General features: G+C 37.1%; 14 protein-coding genes, 1 tRNA gene and 1 pseudogene. 6 read left to right on the top strand and 10 right to left on the bottom strand.

Translation table 11 applies throughout. The annotated features are described in order from the left end of the window. Window positions 1-6 precede the first annotated feature (6 nt). Window positions 7-912, bottom strand: coding sequence for a protease HtpX (gene htpX, locus V6E90_RS18275; protein WP_016543056.1), 906 nt, complete (start codon window positions 910-912; stop codon window positions 7-9). A gap of 217 nt (window positions 913-1,129) precedes the next feature. Then, a complete protein-coding gene (locus tag V6E90_RS18280; RefSeq protein ID WP_081401612.1) occupies window positions 1,130-2,008 on the bottom strand; it encodes a lytic transglycosylase domain-containing protein in 879 nt (292 codons plus the stop codon). 497 nt (window positions 2,009-2,505) lie between these two features. Between V6E90_RS18280 and ttcA the strand changes: the two genes are divergently transcribed. Both ttcA and V6E90_RS18290 read left to right on the top strand, forming a co-directional pair. Further along, a complete protein-coding gene (gene ttcA / locus V6E90_RS18285; protein ID WP_004651954.1) occupies window positions 2,506-3,411 on the top strand; it encodes a tRNA 2-thiocytidine(32) synthetase TtcA in 906 nt (301 codons plus the stop codon). A 196-nt stretch (window positions 3,412-3,607) separates the two neighbouring features. After that, complete coding sequence (locus tag V6E90_RS18290; RefSeq protein ID WP_004651955.1) at window positions 3,608-3,991, top strand: SCP2 sterol-binding domain-containing protein; 384 nt, start codon at window positions 3,608-3,610, stop codon at window positions 3,989-3,991. A gap of 55 nt (window positions 3,992-4,046) precedes the next feature. Here the strand turns inward: V6E90_RS18290 and V6E90_RS18295 are convergent, their stop codons facing one another. Next, the gene (locus tag V6E90_RS18295) at window positions 4,047-5,156 is read right to left on the bottom strand and encodes a transglycosylase SLT domain-containing protein (protein ID WP_016660197.1); all 1,110 of its coding nucleotides are present in this window, start codon (window positions 5,154-5,156) and stop codon (window positions 4,047-4,049) included. Between the two features lie 373 nt (window positions 5,157-5,529). Here V6E90_RS18295 and greB point away from each other — a divergent pair, with 373 nt between their 5' ends. The 3 genes from greB (at window position 5,530) to V6E90_RS18310 (ending at window position 7,586) form a co-directional block, all read left to right on the top strand. Continuing rightward, window positions 5,530-6,018: a transcription elongation factor GreB gene (gene greB, locus V6E90_RS18300; RefSeq protein WP_005202026.1), complete on the top strand. Its 489-nt coding sequence runs from the start codon at window positions 5,530-5,532 to the stop codon at window positions 6,016-6,018. 96 nt (window positions 6,019-6,114) lie between these two features. Further along, window positions 6,115-6,204, top strand: a tRNA-Ser gene (locus V6E90_RS18305). A gap of 170 nt (window positions 6,205-6,374) precedes the next feature. Further along, window positions 6,375-7,586, top strand: a complete 1,212-nt coding sequence (locus V6E90_RS18310; protein ID WP_065343468.1) for a tyrosine-type recombinase/integrase — start codon at window positions 6,375-6,377, stop codon at window positions 7,584-7,586. 681 nt (window positions 7,587-8,267) lie between these two features. Here the strand turns inward: V6E90_RS18310 and V6E90_RS18315 are convergent. The 6 genes and pseudogenes from V6E90_RS18315 to V6E90_RS18340 all read right to left on the bottom strand — a co-directional run. Then, a pseudogene (locus V6E90_RS18315) lies at window positions 8,268-8,354 on the bottom strand (helix-turn-helix transcriptional regulator); the annotation flags it as partial. 54 nt (window positions 8,355-8,408) lie between these two features. Then, window positions 8,409-8,672, bottom strand: coding sequence for a Txe/YoeB family addiction module toxin (locus V6E90_RS18320; protein WP_065343466.1), 264 nt, complete (start codon window positions 8,670-8,672; stop codon window positions 8,409-8,411). After that, a complete protein-coding gene (locus V6E90_RS18325; RefSeq protein WP_065343465.1) occupies window positions 8,656-8,919 on the bottom strand; it encodes a type II toxin-antitoxin system Phd/YefM family antitoxin in 264 nt (87 codons plus the stop codon). Before V6E90_RS18325 ends, V6E90_RS18320 begins: the two co-directional genes overlap by 17 nt. 408 nt (window positions 8,920-9,327) lie before the next feature. Beyond that, window positions 9,328-9,594, bottom strand: coding sequence for a helix-turn-helix transcriptional regulator (locus tag V6E90_RS18330; RefSeq protein WP_065343464.1), 267 nt, complete (start codon window positions 9,592-9,594; stop codon window positions 9,328-9,330). A 79-nt stretch (window positions 9,595-9,673) separates the two neighbouring features. Beyond that, the gene (locus tag V6E90_RS18335) at window positions 9,674-10,717 is read right to left on the bottom strand and encodes a hypothetical protein (RefSeq protein WP_332606129.1); all 1,044 of its coding nucleotides are present in this window, start codon (window positions 10,715-10,717) and stop codon (window positions 9,674-9,676) included. Continuing rightward, window positions 10,717-11,928 (bottom strand): hypothetical protein, encoded by a 1,212-nt coding sequence (locus tag V6E90_RS18340; protein ID WP_332606130.1) that lies wholly within the window; start codon window positions 11,926-11,928, stop codon window positions 10,717-10,719. The genes V6E90_RS18335 and V6E90_RS18340 overlap by 1 nt, the downstream gene beginning before the upstream one ends. A gap of 1,012 nt (window positions 11,929-12,940) precedes the next feature. Here V6E90_RS18340 and V6E90_RS18345 point away from each other — a divergent pair. Next, window positions 12,941-13,777 carry a hypothetical protein gene (locus V6E90_RS18345; RefSeq protein ID WP_065343461.1) on the top strand — a complete coding sequence of 279 codons (837 nt, stop codon included), beginning with the start codon at window positions 12,941-12,943 and terminating at the stop codon, window positions 13,775-13,777. A gap of 23 nt (window positions 13,778-13,800) precedes the next feature. Here the strand turns inward: V6E90_RS18345 and V6E90_RS18350 are convergent, their stop codons facing one another. Then, complete coding sequence (locus V6E90_RS18350) at window positions 13,801-14,121, bottom strand: pyrimidine/purine nucleoside phosphorylase (RefSeq protein WP_065343460.1); 321 nt, start codon at window positions 14,119-14,121, stop codon at window positions 13,801-13,803. Between the last annotated feature and the right edge of the window lie 285 nt (window positions 14,122-14,406).

Consider the following 14,406-nt stretch of genomic DNA (forward strand, 5'->3'; position numbering starts at 1 on the left):
TACTGATTATTGAACATTTAATTGCTGTAAGGCAGCAACACGTTGTTCAATAGTTGGGTGGGTTTGGAATAAAGCCGCTAAGCTAAAGCCTTGTTCCTTACCTTCCGCAATCGCAAATGCTTTCATTTCTTTCGGCATTTGGTCTGGCATTTCTGATTCTGCTTGTAAACGAAGCAGGGCAGAGATCATTGCTTGTTTACCTGCTAAACGGGCACCAGCTTCGTCTGCGCGGTATTCACGTTGACGAGAGAACCACATCACAATCGCAGAGGCCATAATACCGAATACGATGTCGAGTACGATGGTAATGGCAAAATAAGCAAGACCTGGTGCTTCACCTTCTTCACGACCGAACACATTGCGGTCAATAAAGTCACCTGCAATACGAGCAAAGAACATGACAAAGGCGTTCACTACACCTTGAATCAATGCAAGGGTCACCATGTCGCCGTTGGCAACGTGACCAATTTCGTGTGCGAGTACTGCACGAAGTTCATCTTTGTTCATGCGCTCAAGTAGACCTGTTGAAACAGCTACCAGGGCGTCATTTTTATTCCAACCTGTCGCAAATGCATTGGATTGGTAAGAAGGGAAAATACCGACTTCAGGCATTTTAATACCTGCACGTTGCGATAATTGCGCGACTTCTTGTAATAACCAAGCTTCTGCTTGACTACGAGGTGCATTTGGGTCGATTAATTCAGTTCCAGTGGTTTTTTTCGCCATCCACTTCGACATGAATAAGGAAATTAAAGAACCTACCATACCAAAGACAAAACAGATGACCAGTAGGTTGCCTAGATTCAAGCCACCCGCGCCATGGTAACTACCGACACCGAAGAGTGACAAGATAATGCCAGCTACAACCAGTACCGCGAGGTTGGTTAGCAAGAACAAACCAATCCGCATCATTGAGAAAACCCTCTTATAAAGAAAAAGTGATCTGATTTATAAATTATAAATCATAACGCTAATATGCAGGGCGAATTGTAAAAATTCAAGCAAAAAGTGGGCACAGATACATTTAGCCTATAAAACGATGAATTGGCTATGAAACAGTGACTTAAATGAAATTTTGTCTAAAAAATATCAGGCAAAATCATTCTGCGAGAATAGCTGGCCTGAATTGTTAATCACTGAGGCGTATTCTGGCAGAAGCAGTGGCATTGGTCGTGGTATATGTTCCTGATGGTGCATCGGTAAAGGTACCATCGTCAAGGGTAATAATTTGGCGATTATATTGCCTTGGGGCTGGTGTGGTTTCAGTCGTTTCATTGGCAGGGGCTGTGTAATTTGCCGATTGGGCCAATACTTGGGCATTTGTAGGTGCGTTGTTGGAAGTATTGAGCGAGTTGCCTAAGCCTGAGGCATAAAGATTTTGATAACGGCTGGTCACACGACGCACATAATCTTGGGTTTCACGAAATGGTGGAATGCCACCATATTTATCCACATTGCCTTCACCTGCATTATAGGCTGCAATCGCCAGTCGGGTATCGCCATTAAAGCGTTTAAGTAACCAGCTCAGATAACGTGCACCTGCAAAGATGTTTTGTTGTGGGTCATAGGCATTATTGACATTGAAGCGGCGTGCTGTGGCAGGCATGAGCTGCATCAGGCCTTGGGCACCTACCGGTGAGCGTGCATTAATATTGAAACCTGATTCGGTATGCATAACGGCTTTAATTAAGCCTTCTGAAATACCATGTTGTTGTGCTGCTTGGCGAATCAGGTGATCAAAGGCATTTTTATTACGGCTATAGCTTGGCAGTACTGAGGCCTCACTGGCGCCCCAGTTGCTATAACTATGGATATTACTGTCTGGATAATAGGTGGCTTTAATCACTTTTAAATGACTGTATTCGGCTTTTTTCTTATTGGTGAGCAGGGTAGTGCCATTATTGTCTTTAAATTGATAAATGGTCTGCCCCGCATAACTTGAAGTTATGCCATTAAAAAAACCGATTGTCCCCAAGCAAAGGGTAAAAAAATACGTTGTTTTGTTCATCATTATAATATTCACGAAAGGATGAGCATAAGTTCTTCACAGCAGTTTAACAAAAAAAAGTAAAAAAAGAACTTTGGCTACAATTTTTTTATTTTTGGCTGTCGGACAAAAAGCAAGTCTTTTTGTTCGAATGTTCAGCAAAAAAAATTAAAATATTTTTTTTAAAAACCAAGTCTTGACTTATGTAACTAGTTGATTTTATTTTAATAAAATCATTGGTTAAAAAATGATCAATCTAATGGGAAGCCTTATTTTAAGATAAAAACAGTTTGTCAATAGCGAAGAAATCCACAAATTTATCCACAGCTTTTGTGGACAACTGTGGAAAAGTTTGAAATATAAGCAATCTAGGCCAATTTGACATTTTTTGATCAGAATTTTACCAGTATGAAACTGAAATATGACGATTGAAAGAAATTGAAAAATTCTTTAGATGCGCATTTTTTCGGAATGAGATAAAATCTTGCGGTATTTTTGTTTATGAGTAAATCACGTCTATGTACGCGCCAGTGGAGTCCAATCAAGGATTTAATTTCAAGCCAGAACTACCGACAAGTTCAGCGTATTATCGTCTATTGAAAAAGCTTCGTCGTCAGGTTGGGCATGCAATTCGTGATTACAACATGATCGAAGATGGCGATAAAGTCATGGTCTGCGTGTCTGGTGGTAAAGACAGCTATACCTTGCTCGATATCTTGTTGCAGTTTAAACGTATTGCACCGATCAATTTTGATATCGTTGCGGTGAATCTTGACCAGAAACAACCGGGATTCCCAGAAGATGTATTGCCACGTTATATGGAAGAAAACAATATTCCGTATTACATTCTGGAAAAAGACACCTATACCATTACCAAACGTTTAACCCCAGAAGGTAAAACCTATTGTGCAGTGTGCTCACGCCTGCGCCGTGGCTCGCTTTATGGCTTTGCACAAGAAATTGGTGCAACCAAAGTCGCGTTGGGTCATCACCGTGATGACATTATGGCAACCTTCTTTTTGAATTTATTCCATGGTGGTAGCTTAAAGGCAATGCCGCCAAAATTACTTTCTTCAGATAAAAAGAATATTTTGATTCGTCCTTTGGCTTATGTCGAAGAAAAAGACATTATCAAATATGCTGAGTTACGCCAGTTCCCGATTATTCCTTGTAACTTATGTGGTTCACAAGAAAATCTACAGCGCGCCATTATTAATGATATGTTGCGTGAATGGGATAAACAGCATCCTAAGCGCTTACACAGTATTTTTGGTGCCTTACAGAATGTTTCTCCCTCGCAATTGGCGGATCGTGAGCTATTCGATTTTGAAGCTTTAGACGGGCAGCGCGAGTTTGACATGAAAGATCCAGAAGAGCTGAAAAATCGTTTGGATGTGGTGAATCTGAGTTTTGCTGCTGAGTAAAGTGTAAAACTTTTTTAAAAGGTACTGCTTAAGTACCTTTTTTTTATAAAAAATTTAAAAATTGAATCACGCGTACAAAAAATCATAGCCTAAATTAAAAATTACATGCTATAACAGGGCACAAGCAAATTGCTTCATGAGATGTCGTCTGGATAGATGGCACAAGAAATTGAACAAATACATTTGAGGAATAATCATGGCTGCATTTTTAACTGATGATTGGTTTGCAACTGTTGAAAAACTGACTGCTGAAGCTGGTGATTTAAATTTACCACCAGCACTTGCGAATTTAGCGATTAACTTGGTTGTAACAGATGCAGCAGGTAATACTGAATTGGCTTTAGATGCAGGTAAAATCCAAAAAGGTTTATCTTCAAATGCGAAAACTACTTTGAACATGGATGCTGAAACTTTACGTAAAGTATTCTTGGAATTTGACATGGCTGCTGCAATGCAAGCATTCATGACAGGTAAAATCAAAGTACAAGGCGATATGTCACAACTTATGGCTTTACAAACAGCGAAGCCAAGCCAAGAACAAAAAGATTTATTTAAGAAAGTACTTGAGCAAACAGCTTAATTACTGTTGCCATAAAAAAAAGCTTACCCAGTGGTAAGCTTTTTTTTATCTCTATTTAGACATCAATACGACTATTGGTTTTGAGGTGTTCTAAATAAGTACGGATACGCGTTACATATTGTACCGCTTGCTTATAGCGACCATTTCGCGCTTGGTTGCGTTGTAAATAGTCATATAAGTTGACCCATTGATTCGGGTCTTTGCCTTGTGCACGAATACGTTTTTGAATCTGGCTGACTGCGCCAGGTCCCATATTATATGCCACTAAGGCGTACCAGTTACGATCTGGATAAGGTACATTGCCAAATTGGTCTAGCATCAAATCAAAATATTTCGCACCGCCTTGAATACTTTGCAGAGGATCTGAGCGGTTGCTCACACCCATTGCCTTGGCTGTACTATTGGTCAACATCATTAAACCACGGACACCAGTGGGAGAAACTGAGCTTGGTTTAAGATAAGACTCTTGATAGCCAATTGCTGCGAGTAAGTGCCAATCTAAATTGTATTTAGACGCGCTTTGTTTAAAGCTGGCCTTATAAATCGGTAAGCGTTGTTTCAAATCTCTTTGAATGGTTGACCACGACTCTGGTTTAACCACATTGCGGTTATAGAACGAGGCCAATTGCTGGGTCATACCCGATTGCTTACTTTGACAGATAAAACCACTTGCGGTCAGGGTGAGCGGATCATCAGCTTGTTTGAATACCCAGTTTAACTGAGGATTTAAACCATTTTTGCTCAAACTTGCTTGGTCACCACAACTTGCTGAAAATGAAACCAGTTGTTTACTTTCAATTGCTGCCAGATTCGCTGTGGTCATCGCGATATTCGCTTTACCTTGTGCAACCCATTTCAATGCCGTGGCATTGTCGGGAACCGTTTTAAAATCGAGCTTTACATTTAAACTTTGTGCGTATTTACGCGCTAAATCGTAACCAAAACCATGTAGGAATTCACCTTCTTTAAACACTGTTGTTGGGGTTTCAACCGCAACCACTGTTAAAATATTGGTGTTCACAATCGTGTTGTATTGATGTGATTTTTCAGCATTCAAGCTATTGAAAGGAAGGATGGCTACTCCTAAGGCTAAAGCTTGAAAAGGTCGTTTGGAAGATAAAGAGTTAAGGCTAGGCCTCGACCCAGAACTTGAATTACTGTGCATGTTGTCTCCGCTACAGATAATTTATGCCCAAAAAGTTCAGCAAAACACTGCCTTAACTTTTAAAAGTTGATAAATTCAATAAGGGGTGGGCAAATCATGAACGTCATTCAAAATGACATTGATTAAAGGGAAAAATGATGCAAATGTTTCACAACATTTACAAAGTGTATAAAAAATAAACAAAAACAAACTTAGGGGCGCATATTAAGCGGCAAAACTAAGAATGTCAAATTTTGCACAATAAAAAACTGAGAGTTGCATCACAAACCTATGATTTGGAAAAGAATAAAATTTATACACTTTAGTGGTGGCGAAATAAGGAATACAATGCAAAAACTTGTAAATGGACTGTTGTATTAACGTATTTGGGCTTATGAAATCGAATTTAATTACGCGTACTGGACATGATTTATTGGTCGCCGAGCTCAAAAAGCTTTGGCATGATGAACGTCCTGAGATCACCAAGAAAGTGAATTGGGCCGCTAGCCTTGGAGATCGATCTGAAAATGCAGATTATCAATATAATAAACAAATACTTAGAAAGATTGATCGTCGGGTCCGTTACTTAGGAAAGCGTTTAGAAGAATTAAAAATTGTTGACTATGTACCTGAGCAGGAGGGGAAAGTCTACTTTGGTGCTTGGGTTGAAATTGAAAATGATGCAGGGGAGCAAAAAAAATTGCGTTTGGTGGGGGTCGATGAAATTTACGATCATCACCCGCAACATATTTCGATTGAGTCACCAATGGCCCGTGCTTTACTGGGGAAACAAGTGGATGATGAAGTAGAAGTACATACACCCTTGGGAAAAAAACTGTGGTATATCAATTCCATTCGCTATGAAAAACCTGAAAATGCTTAAAATTACAGGCTGTTGATTTTATTTTGAGCGGTTGATGCATTATTTTGAATAAAAGATTTGCCAAGTTGAACTTTTATTTATATGATAGCCGCCATTGGAAGCGTGGCAGAGCGGTTTAATGCACCGGTCTTGAAAACCGACGAGGGTGTGAGTCCTCCGTGAGTTCGAATCTCACCGCTTCCGCCACATTGAAGTTTCTGACACTGTTTAACACTGCATAAGTTGTTGACTTATAAGGTTAAAGTTAGAAGCGGAACGATATGACAAGCTGTGACGCACTACGCCAATCAGTAGTTATAAAGTAGTAAAAAATGCAGTAAGATAATTTCTTACTGCATTTTTTTTGTTTATACGCTATGACTGCACGTGGAATCAATAAACTGACTGCTTTACAAGTTAAAAAAGCAAAAGCAAGTCCTGATAAAATGTATAAGCTTCCTGATGGGGGCAATCTTTACTTACGTATTGACTCTAGTGGCAGCAAATACTGGATTTTTAATTATACTCGGCCATATATTGGCAAACGCAATGATTTGTCTTTAGGGACGTATCCAGAAGTCACTTTAGAAGAAGCACGAAATATTCGTGATGAATATAAAAAATTGATCAAACAGGGCATTGATCCAGCAACAGTACGTTTAGAGACTAAAAATCAAAAATTGAAAGAAGCGGAACATACGTTTCGTGTAGTTAGTGCAGAATGGCTTAAAAAACGAGAATTAGAAGGTAAACAAGACGAGGAAACACTTCGTCGATTAAATCATGATGCGTATCCTTACATTGGAGATATGAGTTTTCCTCAGCTCACCTTAGATGTACTAGAAGTCAAAGTATTCCAGCGTATTATAGAGCGCGGTGCCTTATCGGTAGCTAAACGATTAAAGTCAGATTTGAACCAAATCTTTAAATCGGCTAGAAAAAAGAAGCTAATCCAATATAACCCAATAGAAGATATTGAATTACCTAATCCACAAGGTGGAAATTTTGCAGCAGTGACAGAAGAGCAGGACTTAGCTCCATTGCTGAATAAAATTTGGAACTATTCATCATTACATGCTAGATGCTTAATCACTACACAGGTTGCATTAAAACTTTCAGTATTAACTTTTCAAAGACCTGGTGAAATCAGAAAACTTAAAAAGAGTTACTACTATCCTGAAGAGCGATGCTTTAAATTTATAGCTAGTAAAACCAAGCAACAGCACGTAGTTCCATTGTCAGATCAAGCTTATGAATTGGTTGAGTCGATTATTGATCTTTATCCACATAGTGAATACCTATTTGTTGGACGTGATGCAAAGAGTTATCTATCAGACAATACCATCAATACGGCTTTAAAACGCTTAGGGTATGGTGGTAAACAAACAGCACACGGCTTAAGAGCAACAGCAAGGACAATGCTTGATGAGATTCTTGAGCAACGTGTGGATTTTATTGAGCATCAACTGGCGCATAAGGTTAAAGACAATAATGGTACTGCATACAATCGAACAAAGTTCCTGAATAACCGTCGGGAGATGATGCAAGAATGGGCTGACTATTTAGAATCTTTCCTTGAGCTAAATTAGTTAAAGAGGGTATCTACTAATTAAACTTGTTATGCTTTCTTAATGTTCAGTATTAACCTAAAACTACTTGCACAGCTAACAAGGCAATAGTTAATTAAAGAGAAACCCTAATTGAATAAAATAGTGTCTAAATTAATTTCTGACATAGGTTTTTATCTTTTTCTAGCTTGATATTAATATCTTTTACTGAATCTAAAGGAAGAGATTTGCAGTCAACGGCATAATCACCTAAAGGGTATTTGGTATAACATTGTTCTGAAGCTGTTTTATAATCAGCACCTTGGTTTTTTAGGGTATTGATACATAGATCATTTTTCTTAGATACAATCTCAAATTGTTCCTGACAACGTAGGCTCCATGTATCATTGTAGTATTGATATGCTTGATCAATACATGTGTCATATTTTTCTTGTTTAATTTCGAGTTGCTTATTTTTTCTTTTTGGATGCTTGGTAAATAAATAACATATCTATAAAAGAAAGCAGAACCAATCAAAAGCAGAGCAATGGATATTGAAAAAGTGAGAGTTTTTGATTTGAGCATATGTATTATTTACGATGATTTATAAATATATTTATTCTATCTTAAAGATGATAGTTTATTGTACTAATTCAGAAACAAAGTACGATATTAATTTAAGAATTTTAATAAAACAGCCTGCTATCGACAGGCTGTTTTGATTTATGCAGCTTTTAGCTCCTTCAGTTCAAGCCAATCATTTATCTGGCTTTCAGTCCAAGTGGGTATACTTGCTGTTAAGTAGGTGGGTTATGTAGTAAATGTTTTATGTAAAGAAGGCCTAACATTAAGTTAGGCCTTCTTTTATTCGTAGTGATAACGACAAGAAATAATAGTTATCGCTACCTCAGTTGCTTCATAGACTAATCTATTTTTTTCATCTATTCGTCTGCTCCAAAACCCAGCTAAATCACCGAGTAATGGTTCAGGCTTGCCAATACCGTCAAAGGGAGTACGAAGACACTCTTTGATTAATGTATTGATGCGCTTAAGAGTCTTTTTGTCTTGGCTTTGCCAGTACACATAATCTTCCCAAGCTGTTGGAGTAAAACTAGTCTTCCGTTTCATCTAAAAGTTCTCTTTCGATTGCTTTAGATGCCCGTAATTCTGCAATTGATTTCGATAGGTGTGCTGCGTTACTTGGAGAAGACATGAGGTGCAATGTTTCCATTATACTATTGTAATAGTCTTGTCCCATTACAACTGCATGTTGACCTTCTTTCCTCGTAATTACTGCAACATCTGAATCATCAATAACACGGTCTAAAACAGTTTTCAGATTATTGCGAGCATCGGTATAAGTGAAAATTTGCATAGTCTTAATTTTCCTATTACTCAAGCATTACAAGTCATTAATTACGATCTGTAGGATATTCGCCACTATATTTTGACATTTCATTTAGCACTATTTTGGTCACTTTTTAGATACATTGATCATTACATTTGGACACTATGGCTGGCTGTATTTGCATCATTCATTTCTGGGCATTAATTTAGATACTTAGGTAGACACTAGTTAGCTTATTACTCTTACAATTGCGACTAAGCATACTAACTATAAGTCTAATTAATTAAAGTGTCAATATTCTGTACAGACAATATTTTGTACATAATCTACAGATGGAAGGAAAAAGCTGTACCAAAGTCGCTGTGCTTTGAGGTATTGATGTTTTAATTATGGATATAAATACAAATAGCCTGTCATAAGACAGGCTATTTCAGTTTATGCAGCTTTAAGCTCCTTCAGTTCAAGCCAAGCATTTATCTGGCTTTCAGTCCAAGTGGGCATACTTGCTGTTAAGTAGGTGGGTTCTGGGAAATCACCTCGTCGAATCATCTTCCAAAATGTCGACTCTGCGATATTCAATAATCCCTTACTCGCAGGCTTGTGTGAGAGCTTTCTTCTACGGCCCTTCCGATCAACATAGTCCTTTGCAGGACGTTCAGGATAGTTGACGAGGTCTTTTACACGGTAGCGCTTTTCAATCATATCTTTGTACCTATTCAATCAGCAATCTTTGCTGATACAAATACCGTTGAGATTTATTGTATTCTCGACGGTATCCAAGTTATTCGGCTAATGCCTTGTCTGCTGGGGTATTGCTGTATATAAAAGGCTCTTCGGCTTGATAGAACACCTCAAATGAGGGTTTATTATCAAAAATCCGAACATAGTGGTCCGTACCAATAAAATAAGCCTTGAGAATCTGAAGTCGTTTACCAATATTGATTTGATTGACGTTATAGAAAATTGGCGTCATCACATTTGGTAGAGGAGTCCATGCCGAGTGAATTAATCCAGTCTGGTCGATGAATTGATTTAGACTTTGATAAATTATGGTTTCTTCAAAAGGTATGAAATCACTTGTTTTTCTGGCAACAAAGAAAAATAAGTTAAGATTCACCTGTTGAAAATGAGTGGCTTCCCATTTACCAACAATAGCCAGAATATTTGCCTTTTTAGTGTCATGAGCAACTGCAACGATCTCTTGAATATGATGATCGAATAGCAAATAAGTTCTGTTTAGATCCTCATGACTGATTTTGCCGACATCATTGATCAAGGTCATACAATAAACATCAAAAGAGCGTACCATTCCCAATAGCTTGATTATGAAGTTTTCATAAAGCCAATGTCCCTTTTTTTGCTCTCGTGTCCAAGCATTTTCTAGACTTTTATGTTTCTGAGTCAAAGTAAGCATTTTGTAATGCGCCATGTACATATCAACTGCAACTTCAAAGTTGGGATGTAAATGATTGATCATTGGCAATTGATGCTGTTCTATAAGATCCTTTTGTAGTTGAATCTTTGGAGCAAGTTGAACACAGGGAATTGTGCCAAGAATATATGGATTTGATTTCATTCCGTTCAGGACGGCGCAGAATCTGAGCCCAAAAGGCAGCAATTGCAAATTAGGGGCATCACCAAAACTTCGCATCATCTTAAAAATCTTGCTAGATTTTTTGCTTACCATCTCTGCTCCTAGGGCATCAATCTCATGCAGTGTGGCTTGATGAGGTGTTGCCAAGGACAAAGAACCAGGTATAGGTACTTGTTGAGGATTCAGCGTCGATAGGAAGTGCTCGGCATAAAATAATTCGAATTTATCCATTAGCATTTCCCCTTATAGAACTTTTTGACAGAATCAAAAGATAAAGGGGTACTCGTTTTCTCCCGTGGTCTACCAAGCCCTGATTGTTCTTGAGGAGCTACACTTTTTTGAATGGTACGAAAGCAGGCGAGTGGTCCAAAAAGAAAATATTGATCAGCCTTGGTTAAATAGGCGAGACAACGACACAAATTATGAATTTTTTCATGATCGTCATAAGAGATCGTTCCTGTACAAGGATATTTATAATCTGAGCTGTTCCGATTGCAATTATGATAAGTACCTCTGCCATTGGTAAGCTTGACCCAATGTTGACCAATATTTTCAGCCCACTTCACATCTTTTTGATGATCGTGCCCATCCAGTAGAAAGATACAATGCACGTGCTGTCCCTTGTACGGCCCGTGCTCAAATTTCAAATAGTATCCAATAATTTCTTTCAATATAGGATCAGAGCGGAAATCACCGAGTAACTGTTCTATATCTGCTTTAATGGTCATTAGACAATGTACATTGTGTCTAGGACTATTAAAGTCTGGAGAGGTATTGGTCAATTCAGAAATATCATATTTGTAGTGGAGGTCTAAACGAAGTACCAGCAGTTTGCTGTACGTGTTGAAATATTTACCCAACCATTTAACACTGTTTCGGTAATTCTTACGGCAGTGCTTTCTACGTTTTCTGAGTTCACGCTTAGTCTCAGGACCTAACATGTTTTCTCGAATACGACTTACGAATTGGTTTATTCGCTGAATTATTTCGATATGACAAGGCTCTAAAGGAACACCAGCAGGAGGCAGCATCTGTAATAACGGCGTATCTGGATAAGCAGATCTGGCATCAACATAACTGAGAATTTCACTCCCAACTTTAAAATGCCCTGACTCAAATAACATACATTGATCAAAAGTACTGCGAGATGGTTCAAACCATGGTGCATATTGATAGGTAACAATTTCACCTTTAGCAGTCATTTTGGTCTGAAGCACAATTGCAGGAGTTTCATGTTCCACACAATTGATGGATAGTCGAGAGATAGCTGTCATCGTCGTGTATTGACGTTCATCAGGTAATCTCAGATGGTAATGCACGTTATCAAAGGACTTGAGATGGAATAAGTCCAACTCACGCTCATCCAGTAATTCTCGATCCGATAACTCAAAACAACCAGCAGTAGAGAGAGCTTGAGCAAGCGGGTTAAAGGGAAGATTCATATAATTCCTCTTAGCAGAATTTTAGGCAATAGAGTGCCTGCATTGATGATTCAAAGGTCATCAATGGCTGTTGATCAAAGAGGATATTCATCGGTTCGAATTATTTAGGCATGAGAAAACTCCAGACGCGATTCATAGTAAATGCGTAATTGATTTTCTGCTAAGAATGGGCTAGTTTGTATTGGCTTCAATGTCTGAGTTTATGTGTGATTCACTCATTCATATGATAGTGATAACAATCAATGAGTTTGATCGACTGGAATCTCTCCAACTCATTTCAATATCTAATAAATATATCCATATAAATATTATTAATAAATAAGTATTAATATATTCATATAAATATTACTAATATATAAGTATTAATATATTCATATAAATATTACTAATATATAAGTATTAATATATTCATATAAATATTACTAATATATAAGTATTAATATATTAATTAAAATTAATAACCCGAACTCTTAAGCGCCAATAAATCGAAAATCCATATGGATATCCATTGCGTTTTCATTCGTTTGTTGCGTTGATCACTTCAATAGTTAGTGTCCTTTTCAGAAATGGTTGAGGTGCAAAATATGTATTTGATGATCGGGGATTAGCAGGTCCAAGCATTAATTTTCCATAGCAGATCATCAGCAAAAGCGAGTAGCTCATGAGCACTAGTGTACTGGATTAAATAGTGAGTTTTATTTTCAGTAAAATCTAAAAAGATTTGGCTAGCGTCATATTTTTATTATTGATTTTTAAAGGTTATTTCAATGATTCTTTTATGGGTTAAATTTATGTTTACAACTGAGATAATCAGTGATTTGATGTAGCTTGAAGTGTGATTTGGATGATTAGCTAGATCAATTCAAGCCAATAACCGAGTGGTTGAAGGTATTAATATTAAAACTCAATATGATTCTCTAAGCGGTATAGAGCTTGATAGTAAATTGTTGAAATACAATTGAAAGATATTAACTTAAATGGTACGGGTACTAACTTTAGATTAGGTGAATAAGTGGATGTAGGTATTCCAAGCAAAGAAGAGTTGAATCAATTAGAGCGACATCTCTATGCTCAGGCATTTTATTGCTTTGGTGTTGGAGCTGATCAGGAGGTTTATGCCGAGATTGAAAAGCGAGAGATTTTAGAAAAGTTAAGTGAAGGGGTGCAGGCTGTCAAATATGCAATATGTACCAATAGTATTCTATTAGCTGAAATAATGAATACACTTCATCAATTGCAAGAAAATATAGATGATACAGCTGACCTAGATCAAAAAGTTGAAACATTGAAGTTATTATTTAACAAATATAGTGATACTTTCAGTGAATTATATGGATTACCCAGTGCTTTTATAGATCGAGTGAAGGGAAGTCGGGGGGCTAATAAGCGTAATCGTAATTATCTAAATCGAAAATATGAGATTTTTTACAAGATCTTAGGACAAGAAGTTGCAGCACAGGGTAAATTTAAAAATGCTAAACAGGCGGTTGAACATGTTATAAATGAGGTCGAGCTTGCCTTTAAAGAATTTGATTATCACTATGCTTCAGAAAGAATAAACGAAATAAAGAAAAAAATTGAAGATGAAAGACAAGCGCTTGAAAAGTTTAAAGTATCCAAGTCTCCAGCTTTTTCTATAAGGCCAAAATCAACTACGAAACGAATTGAGAAGCTTGAAGAAGATTTAGAGAAGTGGTCTGAAGCCTTAAAAAAGGACGAATTGTATTCGAAATTTCCTAGTATCTTTTTGCTTAAGCCAGATGATTTTATTGATGACATATTAGCCAGAAAACTTAGAAAGCAGGAAGTGCTTTATGCTCAAGTTGTAGAAAAAACATCAAAAACTTAAATTTAATCTTTTGGATTTAAGTGTTATTCAAAATGACAAACATAATCTACGACTTCACTGGTCTGAATCTTGAATTGGCTATTAGCTGGGATTTGAAAAGATTCGCCTGAAGCATAGATTTGCATTTCAGGATCATCACCAACTATAACAGAGCATTGTCCGGATATTATTTCAATACGTTCAGCTAAATGAGTCTTAAAGGTGAGAGGATCATCGGATGGAAGAATGACACCTAAAGTTTTTTTGGTTCCATCTTTTAATACAAGAATGTGGCTAATGGATGTGCCATTAAAATGAACATTAGCTTTCTTCTTAATCGAAACAAAATCGAATTGCTCAGACACAGTTGCGTTCCTAGTTTTTATAGTAGATTAGGATGAATATTAATGATTTGCAGTAGCTCATTTCAATATTTTTAATATGCAGAGAAACTAAGTAATTGTAATACTGATTAAAATATATTTTTAAGTGTGTTTAATAACCTAAACGTATCGATATCCTAAAAATATCCTCTATATCGCTAATTATCATTTGTTTGATGCTCTACTTTTGGAAATACATCAAAGGTCAGGATGTTATAATCAATCTAAGAGAAAAAGAATTTTTACATTTAGATTTAAATTTTCGTG

The sequence above is a fragment of the Acinetobacter sp. ESBL14 genome, from assembly GCF_036668815.1.
Lineage (GTDB): Bacteria > Pseudomonadota > Gammaproteobacteria > Pseudomonadales > Moraxellaceae > Acinetobacter > Acinetobacter gyllenbergii.